At 42.8% G+C, this 16,785-nt stretch carries 18 protein-coding genes; 9 read left to right on the forward strand and 9 right to left on the reverse strand.

Annotated elements, in window-relative coordinates; all coding sequences use genetic code 11:
• Positions 1-290: 290 nt before the first annotated feature.
• Positions 291-2,159, reverse strand: coding sequence for a DNA helicase RecQ (gene recQ, locus AB4128_RS00130; RefSeq protein WP_080917350.1), 1,869 nt, complete (start codon positions 2,157-2,159; stop codon positions 291-293).
• Between the two features lie 190 nt (positions 2,160-2,349).
• On the opposite strand from recQ, the gene AB4128_RS00135 reads away from it, so the two are divergent.
• Both AB4128_RS00135 and rarD read left to right on the forward strand, forming a co-directional pair.
• Complete coding sequence (locus AB4128_RS00135) at positions 2,350-2,814, forward strand: thioesterase family protein (protein WP_055025220.1); 465 nt, start codon at positions 2,350-2,352, stop codon at positions 2,812-2,814.
• A gap of 171 nt (positions 2,815-2,985) precedes the next feature.
• The gene (gene rarD / locus AB4128_RS00140) at positions 2,986-3,882 is read left to right on the forward strand and encodes an EamA family transporter RarD (RefSeq protein ID WP_372036226.1); all 897 of its coding nucleotides are present in this window, start codon (positions 2,986-2,988) and stop codon (positions 3,880-3,882) included.
• A gap of 12 nt (positions 3,883-3,894) precedes the next feature.
• Here the strand turns inward: rarD and AB4128_RS00145 are convergent, their stop codons facing one another.
• From AB4128_RS00145 to radC, 5 genes are all read right to left on the reverse strand, one after another.
• The gene (locus AB4128_RS00145; protein ID WP_055025222.1) at positions 3,895-4,416 is read right to left on the reverse strand and encodes a PH domain-containing protein; all 522 of its coding nucleotides are present in this window, start codon (positions 4,414-4,416) and stop codon (positions 3,895-3,897) included.
• A 189-nt stretch (positions 4,417-4,605) separates the two neighbouring features.
• Positions 4,606-5,931 (reverse strand): amino-acid N-acetyltransferase, encoded by a 1,326-nt coding sequence (gene argA, locus AB4128_RS00150; protein WP_065110094.1) that lies wholly within the window; start codon positions 5,929-5,931, stop codon positions 4,606-4,608.
• A 457-nt stretch (positions 5,932-6,388) separates the two neighbouring features.
• On the reverse strand, positions 6,389-6,562 hold the full coding sequence (gene rpmG, locus AB4128_RS00155) for a 50S ribosomal protein L33 (RefSeq protein ID WP_055025224.1): 174 nt from the start codon (positions 6,560-6,562) through the stop codon (positions 6,389-6,391).
• A gap of 6 nt (positions 6,563-6,568) precedes the next feature.
• On the reverse strand, positions 6,569-6,805 hold the full coding sequence (gene rpmB / locus AB4128_RS00160; protein ID WP_055025225.1) for a 50S ribosomal protein L28: 237 nt from the start codon (positions 6,803-6,805) through the stop codon (positions 6,569-6,571).
• A gap of 122 nt (positions 6,806-6,927) precedes the next feature.
• Positions 6,928-7,605 carry a DNA repair protein RadC gene (gene radC, locus AB4128_RS00165; protein ID WP_055025226.1) on the reverse strand — a complete coding sequence of 226 codons (678 nt, stop codon included), beginning with the start codon at positions 7,603-7,605 and terminating at the stop codon, positions 6,928-6,930.
• A 174-nt stretch (positions 7,606-7,779) separates the two neighbouring features.
• Here radC and coaBC point away from each other — a divergent pair, with 174 nt between their 5' ends.
• From coaBC to folE, 4 genes are all read left to right on the forward strand, one after another.
• Positions 7,780-8,973: a bifunctional phosphopantothenoylcysteine decarboxylase/phosphopantothenate--cysteine ligase CoaBC gene (coaBC, locus tag AB4128_RS00170; RefSeq protein ID WP_372036230.1), complete on the forward strand. Its 1,194-nt coding sequence runs from the start codon at positions 7,780-7,782 to the stop codon at positions 8,971-8,973.
• The gene (gene dut / locus AB4128_RS00175) at positions 8,970-9,428 is read left to right on the forward strand and encodes a dUTP diphosphatase (protein WP_055025228.1); all 459 of its coding nucleotides are present in this window, start codon (positions 8,970-8,972) and stop codon (positions 9,426-9,428) included. The genes coaBC and dut overlap by 4 nt, the downstream gene beginning before the upstream one ends.
• A gap of 34 nt (positions 9,429-9,462) precedes the next feature.
• Positions 9,463-10,056 (forward strand): nucleoid occlusion factor SlmA, encoded by a 594-nt coding sequence (slmA, locus tag AB4128_RS00180; RefSeq protein ID WP_055025229.1) that lies wholly within the window; start codon positions 9,463-9,465, stop codon positions 10,054-10,056.
• A 276-nt stretch (positions 10,057-10,332) separates the two neighbouring features.
• Positions 10,333-10,986, forward strand: coding sequence for a GTP cyclohydrolase I FolE (gene folE, locus AB4128_RS00185; protein WP_055025231.1), 654 nt, complete (start codon positions 10,333-10,335; stop codon positions 10,984-10,986).
• Positions 10,987-11,071: 85 nt separating this feature from the next.
• Here folE and pyrE read toward each other — a convergent pair whose 3' ends face one another.
• Both pyrE and rph read right to left on the reverse strand, forming a co-directional pair.
• Positions 11,072-11,713 carry an orotate phosphoribosyltransferase gene (pyrE, locus tag AB4128_RS00190; RefSeq protein WP_065110096.1) on the reverse strand — a complete coding sequence of 214 codons (642 nt, stop codon included), beginning with the start codon at positions 11,711-11,713 and terminating at the stop codon, positions 11,072-11,074.
• A 106-nt stretch (positions 11,714-11,819) separates the two neighbouring features.
• Positions 11,820-12,533, reverse strand: a complete 714-nt coding sequence (gene rph / locus AB4128_RS00195; RefSeq protein ID WP_055025233.1) for a ribonuclease PH — start codon at positions 12,531-12,533, stop codon at positions 11,820-11,822.
• Between the two features lie 230 nt (positions 12,534-12,763).
• On the opposite strand from rph, the gene AB4128_RS00200 reads away from it, so the two are divergent.
• Positions 12,764-13,792 carry a 2-dehydropantoate 2-reductase gene (locus AB4128_RS00200; protein ID WP_372036232.1) on the forward strand — a complete coding sequence of 343 codons (1,029 nt, stop codon included), beginning with the start codon at positions 12,764-12,766 and terminating at the stop codon, positions 13,790-13,792.
• A gap of 82 nt (positions 13,793-13,874) precedes the next feature.
• On the opposite strand, the gene lgt is transcribed toward AB4128_RS00200, so the two are convergent.
• Complete coding sequence (lgt, locus tag AB4128_RS00205; RefSeq protein ID WP_080914698.1) at positions 13,875-14,657, reverse strand: prolipoprotein diacylglyceryl transferase; 783 nt, start codon at positions 14,655-14,657, stop codon at positions 13,875-13,877.
• A gap of 305 nt (positions 14,658-14,962) precedes the next feature.
• Here lgt and AB4128_RS00210 point away from each other — a divergent pair, with 305 nt between their 5' ends.
• Both AB4128_RS00210 and AB4128_RS00215 read left to right on the forward strand, forming a co-directional pair.
• Positions 14,963-15,826, forward strand: coding sequence for a YicC/YloC family endoribonuclease (locus AB4128_RS00210; protein WP_055025236.1), 864 nt, complete (start codon positions 14,963-14,965; stop codon positions 15,824-15,826).
• 181 nt (positions 15,827-16,007) lie between these two features.
• Positions 16,008-16,640, forward strand: a complete 633-nt coding sequence (locus AB4128_RS00215) for a chromophore lyase CpcT/CpeT (protein ID WP_119968189.1) — start codon at positions 16,008-16,010, stop codon at positions 16,638-16,640.
• Positions 16,641-16,785 lie beyond the last annotated feature (145 nt).

Genomic DNA, 16,785 nt, shown 5'->3' on the forward strand with positions numbered 1-16,785 from the left:
TATGGGACTAGCATAGTAACTGAATGAAATAGATCGTTCGTGATTAAAAACACCTGTTAATCATGTTTGCGCGATAACCTAATCAAAGCGGTTGCACACAAAGGAAGGCCATAACGAGAATGATGAAATCAAGCTAGTGAAATATAAGAGAGCTAAAATTGACGACAAACGAGAATTGAAGAAGTGAAGAACTGAGGAGGTGAAGAACCATCACGCTTTCATTACCTAGCATTAAAACGGCTCGCTAACATCCTTGATGATAACGCAATAAGCCTTGTACCAAAGATTAACTAGCTTTCGATTAAGTATTGGCTAATTTCATCCAAAAAGGCATTACCAAATCGGCTTAACTTACGCTCACCAACACCATTCACCGCTAACATTTCTCCGGCGCTCGTGGGTACCATTGCCGCCATTTCAGCTAATGTTGCGTCATTGAATACTAAGTATGGCGGAACGTCATGCTCTTCGGCCAGCTCTCTTCGTAGTAATTTCAGGCGTGCAAAGAGCTTTCTGTCGTATTGCTGCGGCGCACGAGAGGCGCTACTGCGACGTTTAGTGGTCACTAATTGAATACGAGGCTCTGCAAGTTGCAATGTCACCTCGCCTTTTAACACGGCTCTTGCTGATTCGTTGAGCTTAACAGATGAACCACGGGTAATATCTTGTGAAGCCAGACCAAGGTGAATGAGTTGACGTGTAACCGACAACCAATACTCATGGCTTTGCTCCTTGCCAATTCCCCAAGTGGATAACTTATTATGGCCACGATCCATCACATTGGCCGCTTTTGAGCCACGTAACACGTCAATGACCTGATTCACCCCAAAATGCTGGTTTAGTCTAAAGATACAAGACAAAACTTTTTTAGCATCTTCACTGCCATCATACTTTTTAGGCGGGTCAATACAGACATCGCAGTTACCACAAGGCTTATCAGCACTTTCATCAAAGTAATGCAGTAATACCTGACGGCGGCATGTTTGCGCTTCAGCAAACGCCGCCATGGTATTCATTTTATGGAACTCCACATCTTGTTGCGGACCTGGCTCAGATTGCTCAATTAAATGCTTCACGCGCCCAATATCAGCAGGGTCAAATAACATGTAAGCTTCAGCATCTAAGCCATCTCGTCCTGCTCGGCCTGTTTCTTGGTAGTAAGACTCCACGCTTTTCGGAATATCGTAATGCACTACAAAGCGGACATTGGATTTATTAATCCCCATGCCAAAGGCAACAGTTGCCACTACAATATCGATTTTATCTTTTAAAAATTTATCTTGAATATCAACACGTTCTTCTTGTGTCATACCCGCATGGTACGCAGCAGCGCTGAAGCCCTGCAGCTTGAGGCGATCAGCAACTTCATCAACACGGCGTCGACTACTGCAGTAGATAATGCCATTACTGCCTTTTTGCAGTTGTAAAAACTGCTTTAGCTGGTTAGCAGCATTGAGCTTTTCGACCACAGTGTAACGGATATTAGGTCTGTCAAAGCTAGATAATAAGCAAAATGGCGTGATATGAAGCCGCTGGCAAATACTCTCACGAGTTGCTTGATCAGCTGTAGCTGTTAACGCCATCAGTGGAATGTATGGAAATATCTGTTTTAGCTGACCAAGGGCGGCATATTCAGGTCTAAAATCATGGCCCCATTGACTGATGCAATGCGCTTCGTCAATGGCAAACAGAGATACCTGTAATTCATGTAAACGCTCAATAAAGTCAGGACGAAGTAAGCGCTCTGGCGATACATATAGCAGCTTAATTTCACCTTGATGCAAACGACGTAGTATTGCCACCGTTTCTTCACGAGGTAAGGATGAGTTCAAATAAGCTGCCGCAACCCCAGATTGAGTTAAGCTGTCCACTTGATCTTTCATCAAAGAAATCAAAGGTGACACCACTACTGTCAACCCTGGCAGTAATAAAGCTGGCAGCTGATAACACATACTTTTACCGCCACCTGTGGGCATGATAACTAATGTGTCTTGGCCGTTTAACGTTTGCTCAATAATCTCACGCTGACCTTCTCTGAAGTCACGATAACCAAATATCTGTTGTAAATGATAGCCGAGTGCGTCCTGCTCCAATGCTGGAGTGGGAACTGAAATCTGCTGCGGCTGTGCTTCTACTGAACCTGAGATATGATTGTCCATCTTTTGAGCTGAAGATAAGAAGCGCCATTTTAAAGCACTGCTGTGCATATGTCTCGAATCAATGCGCAATAGCTGACCTCAACTGCTCAAATATGCACCATTGATTTTATAAAGCTAATTAAGTTAGATTAAATACTCTATCTCATCACGTTCATGTATTTCAGCATGACTTGCTAACTAAAGGCCAACTATGACCACGGACGTTCAACGTAAAGTATTACAACAAGTGGCTGATATTTTTGATAAGCATGTTCCTTTTCATAATCTACTCGGATTAGAAATCAAGCGTTACGATATCGACGGTGTTGAAGTGGTGATTAAAATGAAACCCGAACTCATTGGCAATATTCATCAACACATATTACATGGTGGAGTGACAGCCACACTGCTCGATGTTGTCGGTGGATTAACCTGTTTTGCAGGCTTAGTTTCAAGCCGAGAAGATTGGACCATTGAAGCGTTAGAACAACGGCTCACTACGCTCGGTACAATTGATATGCGAGTCGATTACCTTCGCCCAGGCCGAGGAGAAATATTTACCGCTACAGGATGTGTGATCCGTTCAGGTAATCGTGTTTCAGTGTGCAGAATGGAGCTGCATAATGAACAAGGTACTCATATCGCATTTGGCACGGGAACTTATATGGTTGGCTGATATGATGGGTTGAGTAGCCGGATGCGAATAATTCAATTGAACATCAATGTCTATTTGGCAACTGTAAAGTTTTTGTATATTCAATATACGTAAAATGATTTCGCGAATTACTTGAGAGATTACCGTAAGCCACCTACAATCGCCTTCTTTATCGCTTCATACTGGATTCCCATGCAAGATCTTGAACATCGTAAAGGCATAGTCCTTGCCATTTGTGCCTACTGTCTATGGGGAATTGCACCACTTTATTTCAAGTTACTGAGTGAGGTTTCTGCGCTGGAAACTTTAGCGCACCGTGTCGTGTGGTCATTTATTTTTATTATCATTTTAATGCAGTTTTTGGGCGGTTTCTCTCGCTTAACGACCTTGCTGAAAAAGCCCAAACAGCTATTGGTGTTAGCACTCACCTCGGTGCTCATTGCAGCTAATTGGTTGATATTTATTTGGGCCATTAATAACGATCAAATGCTTGATGCCAGCTTAGGCTACTTCATTAATCCATTATTTAATGTGCTATTGGGAATGGTCTTTTTATCTGAGCGATTACGCAAATTGCAGTGGGCTGCAGTGGCGCTAGCCAGTATTGGCGTTTTGATTCAGCTCATTTCATTCGGCTCAATACCTTTAGTATCTCTGGCATTAGCAGCTTCTTTTGGCTTTTATGGTTTACTGCGTAAAAAGGTCAATATCGACGCTAAAACAGGCTTATTAGTTGAAACCGCTATTTTGCTCCCTATCGCACTCGGCTATTTAGCGCTCACATTAGACACAGCCAGCGCGAATATGCTGACTAATGATATGACAATGAACCTCACACTGATTGCAGCAGGTATTGTCACTACAGTGCCATTATTGTGCTTTGCTGGTGCAGCCATGCGCATTCCGCTATCGATGCTGGGATTCTTTCAGTATATCGGTCCCAGTATCATGTTTATTTTGGCAATATTTTTATACAAGGAACCATTCGATATTGAAAAGGGCATCACCTTTGGGTTTATTTGGAGTGCTTTAGTGGTCTTTACTACCGATATGGCACTACAACGACGCCGTCGTTTAAAGCAAAGCTAACAGCCAATTGACTTAATCCTGCCAAGCAGTCATTTTTGTCATTGCTGCTTGCGGGTTTTCTAACGATAACAACAACGAATACCCCTTTTCAGTGGGTAACAACAAGACATTCTCATTTGTAGTCACTGATACTAACGCCTTATCGCCGTTTTGCAGCGTAAACCATCCTAATGAGTAACCTGACAAGCCAAGACCATTCGTTCGTCTTGTAGGCATATATTGCGGCGCCTCAATAAGATTAATCACTCTGGCTTGCTGCCAAACTAATTCATCTTGCTGAAATACTTGTCCGTAGAGTGGAATAGTCAGTGTCACCTGAAGATTTTCCTCAGCCGATAACTCCGCGTGTTGCGTTTGATACAAGGTAATAGAAAACAAACCAAACACCGCAATAATTATCCCTAAGCTTGCGTAAACGGCCATGCTTGGCATCTTTTTCAGTTTTAAAAGTAACGTGAGCAGCAATAAGCCCATCATAACGCCGATGAAATTAGCTAAACCATTCGCTGTTAGCCCTGCCAGTTCTATATTCATTGATTTTCTATACCTAAAATTCGCTTTTATTAAGCGCCCGACTTAATAGAGCATGTGATTGGAATAATGCAATATTTTGCGAGCATAACAAAAATGCCACCCCATGGCTTAACATGTTGTGGCATTTCAGTAAGTATCAAACAATCACGTATTCAACATTAATGTTCAATCTAGTGTTATAAATAAACCTTATAAATCTAGGGCCAATATTTTTGATTTACGTTGAAAATTATATAGCTGCTTTTTGACATTCGGCAGCGCATCAACCTCAACAATATTAAAGCCATGCTCTAAAAACCAATGAATACTGCGAGTCGTTAAGGCAAATAGCCGTGAATAACCTCTGACTCTGGCTTGACCAATAATGTTATTCAATAGCACGCTACCTCTGTCGGCATCACGGTAATCGGGATGCACGACTAAACAAGCAAACTCACCGGCATTATCTTCTTCAAATGGATACAGTGCTGCACAACCAATCACCAAACTGTCACGCTCAATCAGCATAAACTGTTCGATTTCCATTTCCAGTTGCTCACGAGAGCGTCTAACCAGTATCCCTTGCTCTTCTAGTGGTCTAATTAAATCTAAGATACCACCGATATCGCCAATGTTTGCCCGACGTAATCGTTCGGCACTTTCGGTCACAATCTGAGTACCAATACCTTCACGAGAGAATAGCTCTTGCAACAAGGTGCCATCTTCAAGGTAACTCACTAAATGACAACGTGGCACGCCATTACGACACGCATCAATACTGGCTTTTAAGAAGGCCATAGTACCAACACAGGCTTCGCCAGCTTGATTCATGTCATCCCAAATAGCTTGCGCGCCATTTGGCATCAGCTCGGCAATCACCTCGCCTGACTCATCTAAAATGCCGTGAGTATTACTAAAGCCAATGATCTTATCTGCCTTTAACTTTATCGCCACTTGGGTGGCAACCTCTTCAGCCGTTAAATTAAAACACTCACCAGTCACTGAAACCGCCATAGGGCCCATGAGCACAATACAATTATTATTTAATTGACGCTCTAGCCCTTGGGTATCAATACGGCGCACTTTACCGGTCAGACAAAAATCAACGCCATCATCAATACCTAATGGCTGTGCAATAACAAAATTGCCGCTCACTAAGTTGATTTGCGCATTTTGCATCGGTGTATTACCCAAGCTCATCGATAAGCGAGCGGTAATATCAAATTGCACAGCACCGGCAACTTGCTTAATGACTTTAAGCGAGTCTTCGTCGGTTATACGCACACCATTGTGATACGTAGGCTCGATGTTCGCATCATGTAATGCCGCGTCAATTTGAGGGCGGGCACCATAAACTAGCACGACTTTAATCCCTAAAGAGTGCAACAAGGCGACATCATTGAGAATGCCTCTAAATTGATTATGTAACAGTGCTTCGCCACCAAGCATCACAACGAAGGTTTTGCCGCGATGCACATTGACATATGGCGCTGAGTGACGGAATCCATCAACAAGTTCTGTGGTTCTTAAAGGCACATTAACCCCTAACAAATAAACTTAACGGTATTCAGTGTCTATTTCAAAATACGACACCAAAAATAATTAATCAATATTATTGCATTTAAATTCACTTTAAAAGACTTTTATTGGGATATTTAGCGCTTTTTAGTATTTAACTATTCAAAAAAAGTCTCAAAAGCGGTGTCACGTTAGTATTCGATAAAATATCAGCTAGCCAATCACTTAATTAAAGCGACCCTTTTGCCATGGTTTGTAAAATAGTTGGCCAATATACAGGTAAGCACTCACTCATACGCAGCCTAATCAGCCAAGATGACAAGTTTAATACTCACACTAAATAATCAGCACAAAGCACTGTAAAGATATATTGCTACTTAAAAATGGATAAGACAGTTGGTATGACATAGGTGGGGCTGAAAAAAGGCCAAAAAAAAGCCCCTAAAAAGGGGCTTTTAAAAGGAGGAAAAATCAATTACTTGATTTTAGCTTCTTTGTAGATAACGTGCTGACGAATAACTGGATCAAATTTTTTGATTTCCATTTTTTCAGGCATGTTACGCTTATTTTTTTCAGTAGTGTAGAAGTGACCAGTTTTAGCACTAGATACTAATTTGATCTTCTCACGATTACCTTTAGATTTAGCCATTTTCTATTATACCTTCTCGCCGCGGGCACGAAGTTCTTTAACTACAACTTCAATACCTTTTTTATCGATGATACGGATACCTTTAGTAGATACACGTAGTTGCACGAAGCGTTTTTCTTCTTCTAACCAAAAACGGTGGTTTTGTAGGTTAGGTAAAAAACGACGACGAGTCGAATTTTTAGCGTGCGAACGGTTGTTACCAACCATCGGCTTCTTGCCAGTTACTTGGCATACTCTTGACATGTCAATCTTCTCCAAAAACAATTTTAAAACGCTCGAGCATTTATGTGCCTCGTGTGGCCGTCGCCCGAGGCACAAAGAGGGCGCATTTTATACACGATAACAAAACTAAGATCAAGTGTTGTTTAAAATATCCACCCACGTTCAGCAAAGGATATTATCTGCTGATCACCTACAACCATATGATCTAATAGAGAAACATCGATAGTAGAGAGGGCTTTTTTTAATCTGTCAGTAATTTGCCGATCTGCCTGACTTGGCTCTGCAATGCCAGACGGGTGATTATGACACACTATGACTGCCGCAGCCTTTTTCTCCAGCACCAACGCCACCACTTCACGTGGATATACTGATGCCGAATTAATCGTTCCGCGGAATAATTCTACAAACTGAATCACTCTATGTTGGCTATCCAACAATAATAATGCGAACACTTCATAGGATCGGTCTGCTAATTGTCTCATTAAATAGTCCCGAGTTAAATCAGGATTTATTAAAATTTGTCCTCGATGCATATTTTCTTGAAAAATTCGCTTCGAAATCTCCGATGCAGCCTGCATTTGAGCAAATTTTACCGGTCCAACACCCGCTAATTGACACACTTGAGACTGTGATGCTGAAAATAAAGCCCGTAATCCGCCAAATTCTGTGATCATTCCTCGTGCCAAATCCACCGCATTATGGCCTGCTAACCCATTTCGCAATAATACAGCCAATAATTCTGCATCTGATAAGTGCCCTGCACCATGATGAAGTAACTTATCTCGTGGTCCTTCTCCTTCTGGCCAATCTTTTATTGCCATAAACACTCCCTTGTTTATTGCTTAAATCAAATTCAGTCAATATTCCTGTTAGCTCACGCATCACTGCCAACATAACCATAGAGTATGGACGAAAATTTTAATTTCGGATCGTCACCATTTAGGTTGATTGTGATATTGTAGCGCCAATGAACTGGATAGCAGGATTGAGTAAACATGCTGACAAATAAAAAAGTCCTTTTGGGTATCGGTGGTGGCATAGCCGCGTATAAAAGTGCTGACTTAATTCGTCGCCTCAAAGAACGTGGCGCAGATGTTCGTGTGGTCATGAGCCAAAGCGCCATGGAATTTATCACCCCGTTAACCATTCAAGCTTTATCAGGTCACCCTGTTGCTTCTGACTTACTGGATCCCGCAGCTGAAGCTGCAATGGGGCACATTGAATTAGCTCGCTGGGCTGATGTAGTCATCGTAGCGCCAGCAACAGCAAACCTTATTGCCCGCATTAATGCTGGCATGGCAGATGAATTGCTAACGACCACCTGCTTAGCCACAGAAGCGCCAGTAATAGTGTGTCCAGCCATGAACCAGCAAATGTATCGTAATCAAGCCACTCAAGAAAACCTTGCCAATATTGCTCGCAAAGGCATCACAGTATGGGGGCCAGCGAGTGGCGACCAAGCCTGTGGCGAAGTGGGTCCTGGGCGGATGATGGAACCGTTAGCCATTGCTGAGCAGCTCATCAATTTCTTTGGCCCTAAACCATTAGCCGGAGTCAAACTACTCCTCACAGCAGGCCCAACTCGAGAAGCTATTGACCCAGTGCGTTATATTTCTAACCATAGTTCAGGCAAAATGGGCTTCGCATTGGCCACAGCGGCGACACAAATGGGCGCTGAAGTCACCTTAGTATCAGGGCCAGTCAATTTAGCGACCCCAAGTCATGTCAACCGTATTGATGTTGAATCAGCCCAAAACATGCTTGATGCTGTTATGGAGCATGTTGATGGTCAGGATATCTTTATAGGCTGTGCTGCTGTCGCAGATTACCGCATTGCTGAAGTAGCAGAATCAAAAATCAAAAAATCAGCTGAGAATATGCAGCTTGAGATGATCCGTAATCCAGACATTCTTGCCAATGTAGCCGCATTAAAAAATCGTCCTTTTACTGTAGGTTTTGCTGCTGAGACCGATAACGTAGAAGAATACGCCCGTGGCAAGCTTGAGCGAAAAAAGTTGGACTTAATTGCCGCAAACGACGTATCAATCGCTGGGCTTGGTTTTAATGCTGACGCCAATGCATTACATGTTTTTTGGCAGAACGGTAGTCAACAACTGCCAGCAACCGATAAACTGGCCCTAGCAAAACAATTACTTACTTTAATAGCAACAAAAATAAAAACATCATGAAGACACCTGTAGAATTAAAGTTACTCGACTCCCGCATAGGCAGCGAGTTTCCACTACCAAATTATGCCACACCAGGCAGTGCTGGTATGGACTTGCGCGCCATGATCGATACCACCATGGTCATTGAGCCAGGTAAAACAGTGTTAATCCCCACTGGGATTGCAGTACACGTTGCCGATCCAAGTCTTGCGGCAGTGATTTTGCCTCGCTCAGGTTTGGGGCATAAACACGGCATTGTGTTAGGTAACTTAGTCGGCTTAATTGACTCTGATTACCAAGGACCATTAATGGTGTCTTGCTGGAATCGTAGCGATGAGCCTTTTACATTAGAAATAGGTGATCGTTTAGCGCAACTGGTGTTTGTTCCTGTTGTTCAAGCACAATTTACCTTAGTCGATGAGTTTGATACCTCAGATCGTGGTGAAGGCGGATTTGGTCACTCAGGTACCAAATAACCTTTACAAGTAGTCACAAGCCTAGGAATAACAAATGGCGGCTAGCCCAAAAATAAATCGTCGTGAGCACATTTTACAGTGTCTCGCGCACATGCTGGAAACCAGCCCTGGCCAACGTATTACCACTGCTAAATTGGCAGCTGAAGTTGGTGTTTCTGAAGCGGCGCTTTATCGCCACTTCCCAAGTAAAGCAAGAATGTTTGAAGGCTTAATTGAGTTTATTGAAGACGCGATTTTGTCTCGTTTAAACCTGATTATGGATGAAGAGAAAGACACCATGAAACGCTGTGAATTAGTCTTACAGCTATTACTGGTCTTCTCTGAGCGTAACCCAGGTATTTCACGGGTACTCAATGGCGACGCACTACTGGGCGAGAACGAGCGTCTACGCAGCCGCATCAGTGGTTTATTTGCCAAAATTGAAACCCAAATTAAGCAAATACTGCGTGAAAAAACCTTACGTGAAGGCCATGGTTTTAATTTAGATGAAGCCATTTTAGCTAACTTATTATTAGCTATCGCCGAAGGCAGAATCGCCCAATTTGTTCGTAGTGAATTTAAACAAAAACCTACCGAGCACTTTGACGAGCAATGGCAATTTGTTCAGCAGCAGTTGTTACGCAGCTAAATCAGCCTTCAAAGTAGAATAATGTAAACGCACTTCGGTGCGTTTTTTATTGGCTTTTATTCATTACTAAAATCATAAGCCAATAAAAAATAAGTCATATTTGCTCTAGCTCGTGCTATACCCGACTAAAAAGGTCGGCTTTTTTTATGTCAGTAATATTAATTTGCTTCAAATCACGTTATTATCCCCCTCCCTCGTGATACGGCATTTGCAGCAGTATCACGGTTCATAACATACACTCAGAAGTACGCATTACCCCTGTGGTTGGAGGATAAGATGGCATTAAGTGAAGCTGCAATAAAGGTCAAAACAGCACTGACTGAGCAAGGGTTAGAAACCCCGATGCTGCCGCAAACTCATACTCCAGAAGCGCGTAAAGAAAAAATTGAACATCACATGAAAGAAGTGTTAACGCTAATGGCGTTAGACTTATCAGATGACAGCTTAATGGATACGCCTCGCCGCATTGCTAAAATGTATGTTGATGAGATTTTCTCAGGGCTTGATTATGAGAACTTCCCTAAAATCACTGTCATCGACAATAAGATGGGCGTTGATGAAATGGTGCGTGTGCAAGACATAAGCCTAACCAGCACCTGTGAGCATCACTTAGTCACCATTGATGGCTATGCGACTGTGGCCTATTTGCCTCGCACTAAAATTATCGGTTTATCAAAAATAAACCGCATTGTGCGCTTTTTTGCCCAGCGCCCACAAGTACAAGAAAGACTGACCCAGCAAGTCTTAGTTGCACTGCAAACGCTGCTCGAAACTAAAGATGTTGCCGTTAAAATGGATGCAGTGCATTACTGCGTTAAATCTCGCGGCGTGATGGACTCAACTAGTTCAACCACCACCACGGCATTAGGCGGGATTTTTAAATCAAACCCTGCAACCCGTGCTGAGTTTTTACACCAGTCTAAGTGTTAGTTAGCAATCATTAACCCTGCTAGCTGCAAAACAAACACAAAAAAGCCAGACATCAAGTCTGGCTTTTATTTTTAACGAAGGTGGATTAAATACCGTATTGCTCACGGTAAGCGCTCACTGACGCTAGCTCTTTTTCCATTCCTGGTTTTTCAGATAAGTAATTAATTAAATCACCTAGCTTAATGATAGATACGATAGCGCAGCCAAAGTCACGTTCAACTTCTTGAATCGCTGATAACTCGCCCTTGCCTTTTTCTTGTCTATCAAGTGCGATTAATACGCCCGCTAGGCTTGCATCGTGGGCTGCAATGATTTCCATCGACTCACGAATAGCAGTACCGGCGGTGATCACATCATCCACTAGCATCACTTTACCTGCAAGCTCGCTACCCACTAACGAGCCACCTTCACCATGATCTTTTTTCTCTTTACGGTTAAAGCAATAAGGCACATCTTTATCATGGTGATCGCAAAGCGCTACAACCGTCGTTGTCGCAATAGGGATACCTTTGTAAGCCGGACCAAACACTAAATCGTAGTCAATACCAGAATCAACCAATGCAGCAGCATAAAAACGACCTAAACGTGCTAAATCACGACCCGTATTAAATAAACCCGCATTGAAAAAGTAAGGGCTAGTACGGCCTGATTTTAAGGTGAACTCACCAAAGCGTAATACCTGACGCTCAAGAGCGAATTCAATAAACTCACGTTGATATGCTTTCACATTATCTCCTTAACACTGTTATCTGTTTTTATTTAATGACGACTAAGCCTAAATAAAGCTTAAAAAAAGGGGCTCTTATTAACAGAGCCCCTTAATCAAATACGTTTTAGCTTAATGCTGCTTTTTGCGTATCCACGATTTCGCGAATACCATGCTTAGCAAGCTCAAGTAAGCTTAATAACTCTTCGTGGCTGAACGGCTCACCTTCGGCAGTGCCTTGGATTTCAATCATCTTGCCAGTTTCAGTCATAACTACGTTCATGTCGGTTTCAGCCGCGCTGTCTTCGATGTATTCTAAATCGCAGATTGGCTCACCTTTATAAATACCAACGCTCACTGCTGCAATTAAGAACTTAAGTGGGTTAGTTTTTAAAATGCCTTTACCGCGCGCCCAGTTTAATGCATCTACTAGTGCAACACATGCACCAGTAATTGCAGCAGTACGAGTACCACCATCAGCTTGAATCACGTCACAATCGATAACAATCGTGTTCTCACCTAACGCTTTCATGTCTACTGCAGCACGTAAAGAACGACCGATTAAACGTTGGATTTCTTGAGTACGACCAGATTGTTTGCCACGGGCAGCTTCACGTTGCATACGGCTATGAGTCGAACGAGGAAGCATACCGTACTCAGCAGTTACCCAGCCTTGGCCTTGGCCTTTAAGAAAACGCGGTACGCCTTCTTCAAAACTTGCGGTACACAAAACTTTAGTGTCACCAAATTCAACCAACACCGAACCTTCAGCGTGAGCTGTAAATTGACGAGTAATCGTAACTGGACGAGATTGTGCAGGTGTTCTGTCGCTTGGGCGCATATGAATTTCCTATTTGTGGAATCGATGACAAATTCTGTATCTAATATTTGAATCTAGACTCAGCATCTAATATTTGAATCTAAGCTTATGCAGTTTAATTTCGTGCATATTTGGCTGCACATTATAGTGACTTGTTTGCGCGGATGCCACGCTAAACAAAACCCTTATTGGATTTTTATTAACAAAAAGGCACACTGGATTAGGATTCGGTGCAAAGGTTAAGGAAAATAATGAATATTGCCATATTTGGAGCTGGCTCTACCGGCTGCTACCTCGCAGGCGAACTACTGATGGCAAAACTGAATGTGAGCCTCATCTGCCGCGAGCGAATTAAGCGCAGCATTATTGAAAACCAAGGTATCACTCTCACCAGTTACCAAGGTTTACATCAAAAAGTGATGCCCAAGGCGTTAATTACCGAACTAGCAACAAATCAAAATATTGACTCTAACAGCAATTTACAAAACAAAGTAAACCCAGCTCCACTATTTGACGTTATCTTTGTCACCGTAAAATGCCACCAGCTAGCAGCCATTACCGAGCAATTACTGCAAATAACGCACTCACAAAGCAGCATTATTTTTATGCAAAATGGCTTAGGCAGCTTAGATGAAATATTACCGCTTTTAACACATCGTCATGTCAGCCAAGGGATTACCCCATTTAACGTGCTGCAACAGCCTAATGCGACGTTTCATAAAGGCACCGAAGGCCAATTTACCTTTGCCAGCACTCAACACACTAAAGCCATACAACAGGCAATGCGTAAAGCCCAACAAAGCGAATGCATCCTTGTTGATGATATGGCGCCTGTGATCCACGGGAAATTGCTACTTAACCTTAATAATGCACTCAACGCCATTACTGATGTGCCCATTAAACAACAGCTCAGTCAGCGCCGCACCCGCAAACTACTTAGCCTTGCAATGAAAGAGTGGCTAAGCGTGTGCAAGCAAGCCAAGCTGCCACTAACGCAATTTACCAAAGTAAAACCCACATGGTTGCCATTAATACTCTCAATGCCAGATTGGTTATTTAACCTCATAGCTAAGCAAATGCTGGACATAGACCCTAAAGCCCGCTCATCGATGTGGGAAGATATTCAAGCCAAACGCCAAACTGAAATCGACTATCTCAATGGCGCTGTGGTCAATCTAGGTCGACAAGTCAATGTCAGTACCCCTGTCAACGCCGCTATTACCGCAGGCATCAAACAACTTGAACAAGGCCAAACTGTCGATATTGACACATTATTTTAAGCAGTTTTAATTAGAGCAAAAAAAGGCCGCGACTTTATCAAGTCACGGCCTGTTATCGATTCATATTAAACCAATCTCGCGTTTACTTTTGCTTTCTCACAAACGGTAATATCAGTAAGGCTACGCCTACCACTAAAAATGGAATACTCAATAACTGTCCTGCACTCATGGTCCATTCTGTAGCGTATGCAGCTTGCTTAACCTTGACCATTTCGATGGCCCAGCGGGCGCTGAACACACTGCACAAGAACAAGCCAAAAATCACGCCGTGCTTTTCTTTTAAGTTAGTAAACTTGTACACCGCATAAAGCGAAATAAAGATAATTAAGTAACTAATCGCTTCATATAACTGCGCAGGATGGCGCGGTAATAAATCCACACGCTCAAAAATAATGCCCCAAGGCTTAGTGGTCGGCAGACCTAAAATTTCTGAATTGGCGAAGTTGGCCATACGCACAAAAAAGCCAAATATCGCGGTCGCAATGGCTAATCTGTCGAGCAAAAACAAAAACGGCATATCGGTTTTACGCTTGTAATAATACAGCGCTAATATCGCCCCTAACCCGCCGCCATGGCTGGCTAAACCGCCTTCCCAAATAGCTAAAATTTTCATCGGATTGGCAAAATAGTAACTTGGATCGTAAAAAAAGCAGTGTGCTAAACGTGCGCCAACAATAATCCCTATCACACAGTACATCAGTAGATTATCGAGCGATTCAACATCCAAGCCTTCTTTTTTATACATGCGCTTCATTACCTGAAACCCACTCGCAATGGCCAAGGCAAACAAGGCACCATACCAATGTACTTTAAGACCCATAAACGAAATTAACACAGGGTCGAGATTCCACACAAAATGGTCCAATTGACTACTCCAAAATAATAAAACAGCTAAACCTATCAGGCACAAGCAGCAGATGTAGGCTTACTATAAACAATTCAATCGTGTAATTCGATGCTCATTGCCAACAACACGTTAATTACCAGTAACAAGCAGCCTTGATAAATCCATTCGCCCGCACATATGTAGCCAATATGACCTAAAAAGTCGGCGTAAGTTGCATATTAATGTAAAACCTAGTCCATAAGCTTTTGTATACTTTGACCTTCACTGCTAGCAGACTATAATCGACACCATACAATTGCCGCTAACTTAATCAGGGTTCAAACATGATCCAAAGTATGACCGCCTACGCTCGCATTGAGCATAAAGCCGAATGGGGCACTGCCTCTTGGGAAATCCGCTCAGTCAATCAACGCTACTTGGAAACCTACCTGCGTTTACCAGAGCAAATGCGTAGCCTTGAGCCTGTATTACGTGATCGCCTGCGTAAGCGCTTAAACCGCGGCAAAGTAGAAGTAAACTTACGTTACGAATTATCAGAGTCTGGCAGCAGTGAAATGCGCCTAAACCAAGACTTAGCCAAACAACTGCTGAACGCTGCTGATTGGTTAAAGAAAGAATCTAGCCACGGTGAACTTAACTTAGCAGACATACTACGCTGGCCTGGTGTGATGGCCGGTGCAGAACAAGACATGGGTGAAATTAATAAAGATTTACTTAGTGCATTTGACGGCGCCGTTGCACAATTTATTGAAGCCCGTGGCCGTGAAGGTGAAGCCATCAACACTATGTTGCAAACTCGCCTAGACCAAATTGTCGAGCAAGTAGCAATCGTGCGTGAACACATGCCAGCCGTTATGCAATGGCAACGTGACAAGCTCACCAACCGCTTAGCCGAAATCACTGGCGAACTTGATCCAGCCCGTATGGAACAAGAAATGGTATTGCTTGCACAAAAGATGGATGTCGCAGAAGAGATGGACCGCCTTGACGCACACGTTGCTGAAACGCGTTTAATCCTCAAAAAAGGAGGCGCACAAGGCCGCCGTCTAGACTTCATGATGCAAGAGTTCAACCGTGAATCTAACACCCTAGCGTCTAAATCAATCAGCGCAGAAGTCACCGCCGCAGCGGTAGAGCTTAAAGTATTGATTGAACAAATGCGTGAGCAGATCCAAAACGTTGAGTAATTAGATTTCTTTATACTCAAGCGTTAAAGCCCAGCGAGTGCTGGGCTTTTTAATGCTTGACTCACCCTTAAATTTTACTCTTTCCAATCTATGGGTTAACTTACCTGATAATTAGCTTAAGTGGCTCATTACATCTACTAACTAAAACAATAAACACCCCATTTAACGGAAAGGATTTCCTGTGAATACATCATTAACTCATATTGCTCTAACCACCGTACTCTCTGCCTTAGCTCTAATGCCAATCACCTCTCAAGCGACTGAACAAGACAAACAAGCTTTGTTACTTGAGTGGATGCAGGGACATTTCGATAGTCAGCAGCAATCAATCGACGATAAAGATTTTTATAATATTCACCTTAATATGGTGCAGATTTGGCCTAAAGAAAATTCGACGTGGCTTTATGTAGAGCAAGCTGCTGCAACGCATTTAGATAAGCCATATCGTCAACGCGTGTATGAAGTGACGGCATTGTCTGACACTAAATTTTCCAGCAAGGTATACACTTTTGAAAACGACAAAAGCTTTGCGGGTGCTTACAAAAATGCGGCGCCGCTTAGCGAACTCACACCAAGTGACTTAACTGAAAAAGCAGGGTGTACGGTCTTTTTAACTTGGTCTGAGGCTGAGCAGCACTTTGCAGGCTCCACCGATGAGAAAACCTGTTTAAGTCAGCTGCGCGGGGCAAGCTATGCCACATCTGAAGTGACCGTAACCAAAGACAGTATTGTTAGTTGGGATCGCGGCTATGACAGCGAGGATAAGCAAGTGTGGGGCGCAGAAAAGGCTGGCTATATATTCTTGAAGCAATAATCCGCTTTATCACTTCTAGTGCAATTGCATGTTAGCGAAGCTGTCTTTTTATCAAAGCTGGATTTTTATCAAAGCTGGATTTTTATAAAAACGGCATTCTGACAGCTTCGCTTTCATTTACTTTCTGCATTTTAACGCTATACCA

Origin of the sequence: Shewanella sp. 10N.286.52.A9 (assembly GCF_041468985.1) — a bacterium.
GTDB lineage: Bacteria > Pseudomonadota > Gammaproteobacteria > Enterobacterales > Shewanellaceae > Shewanella > Shewanella japonica.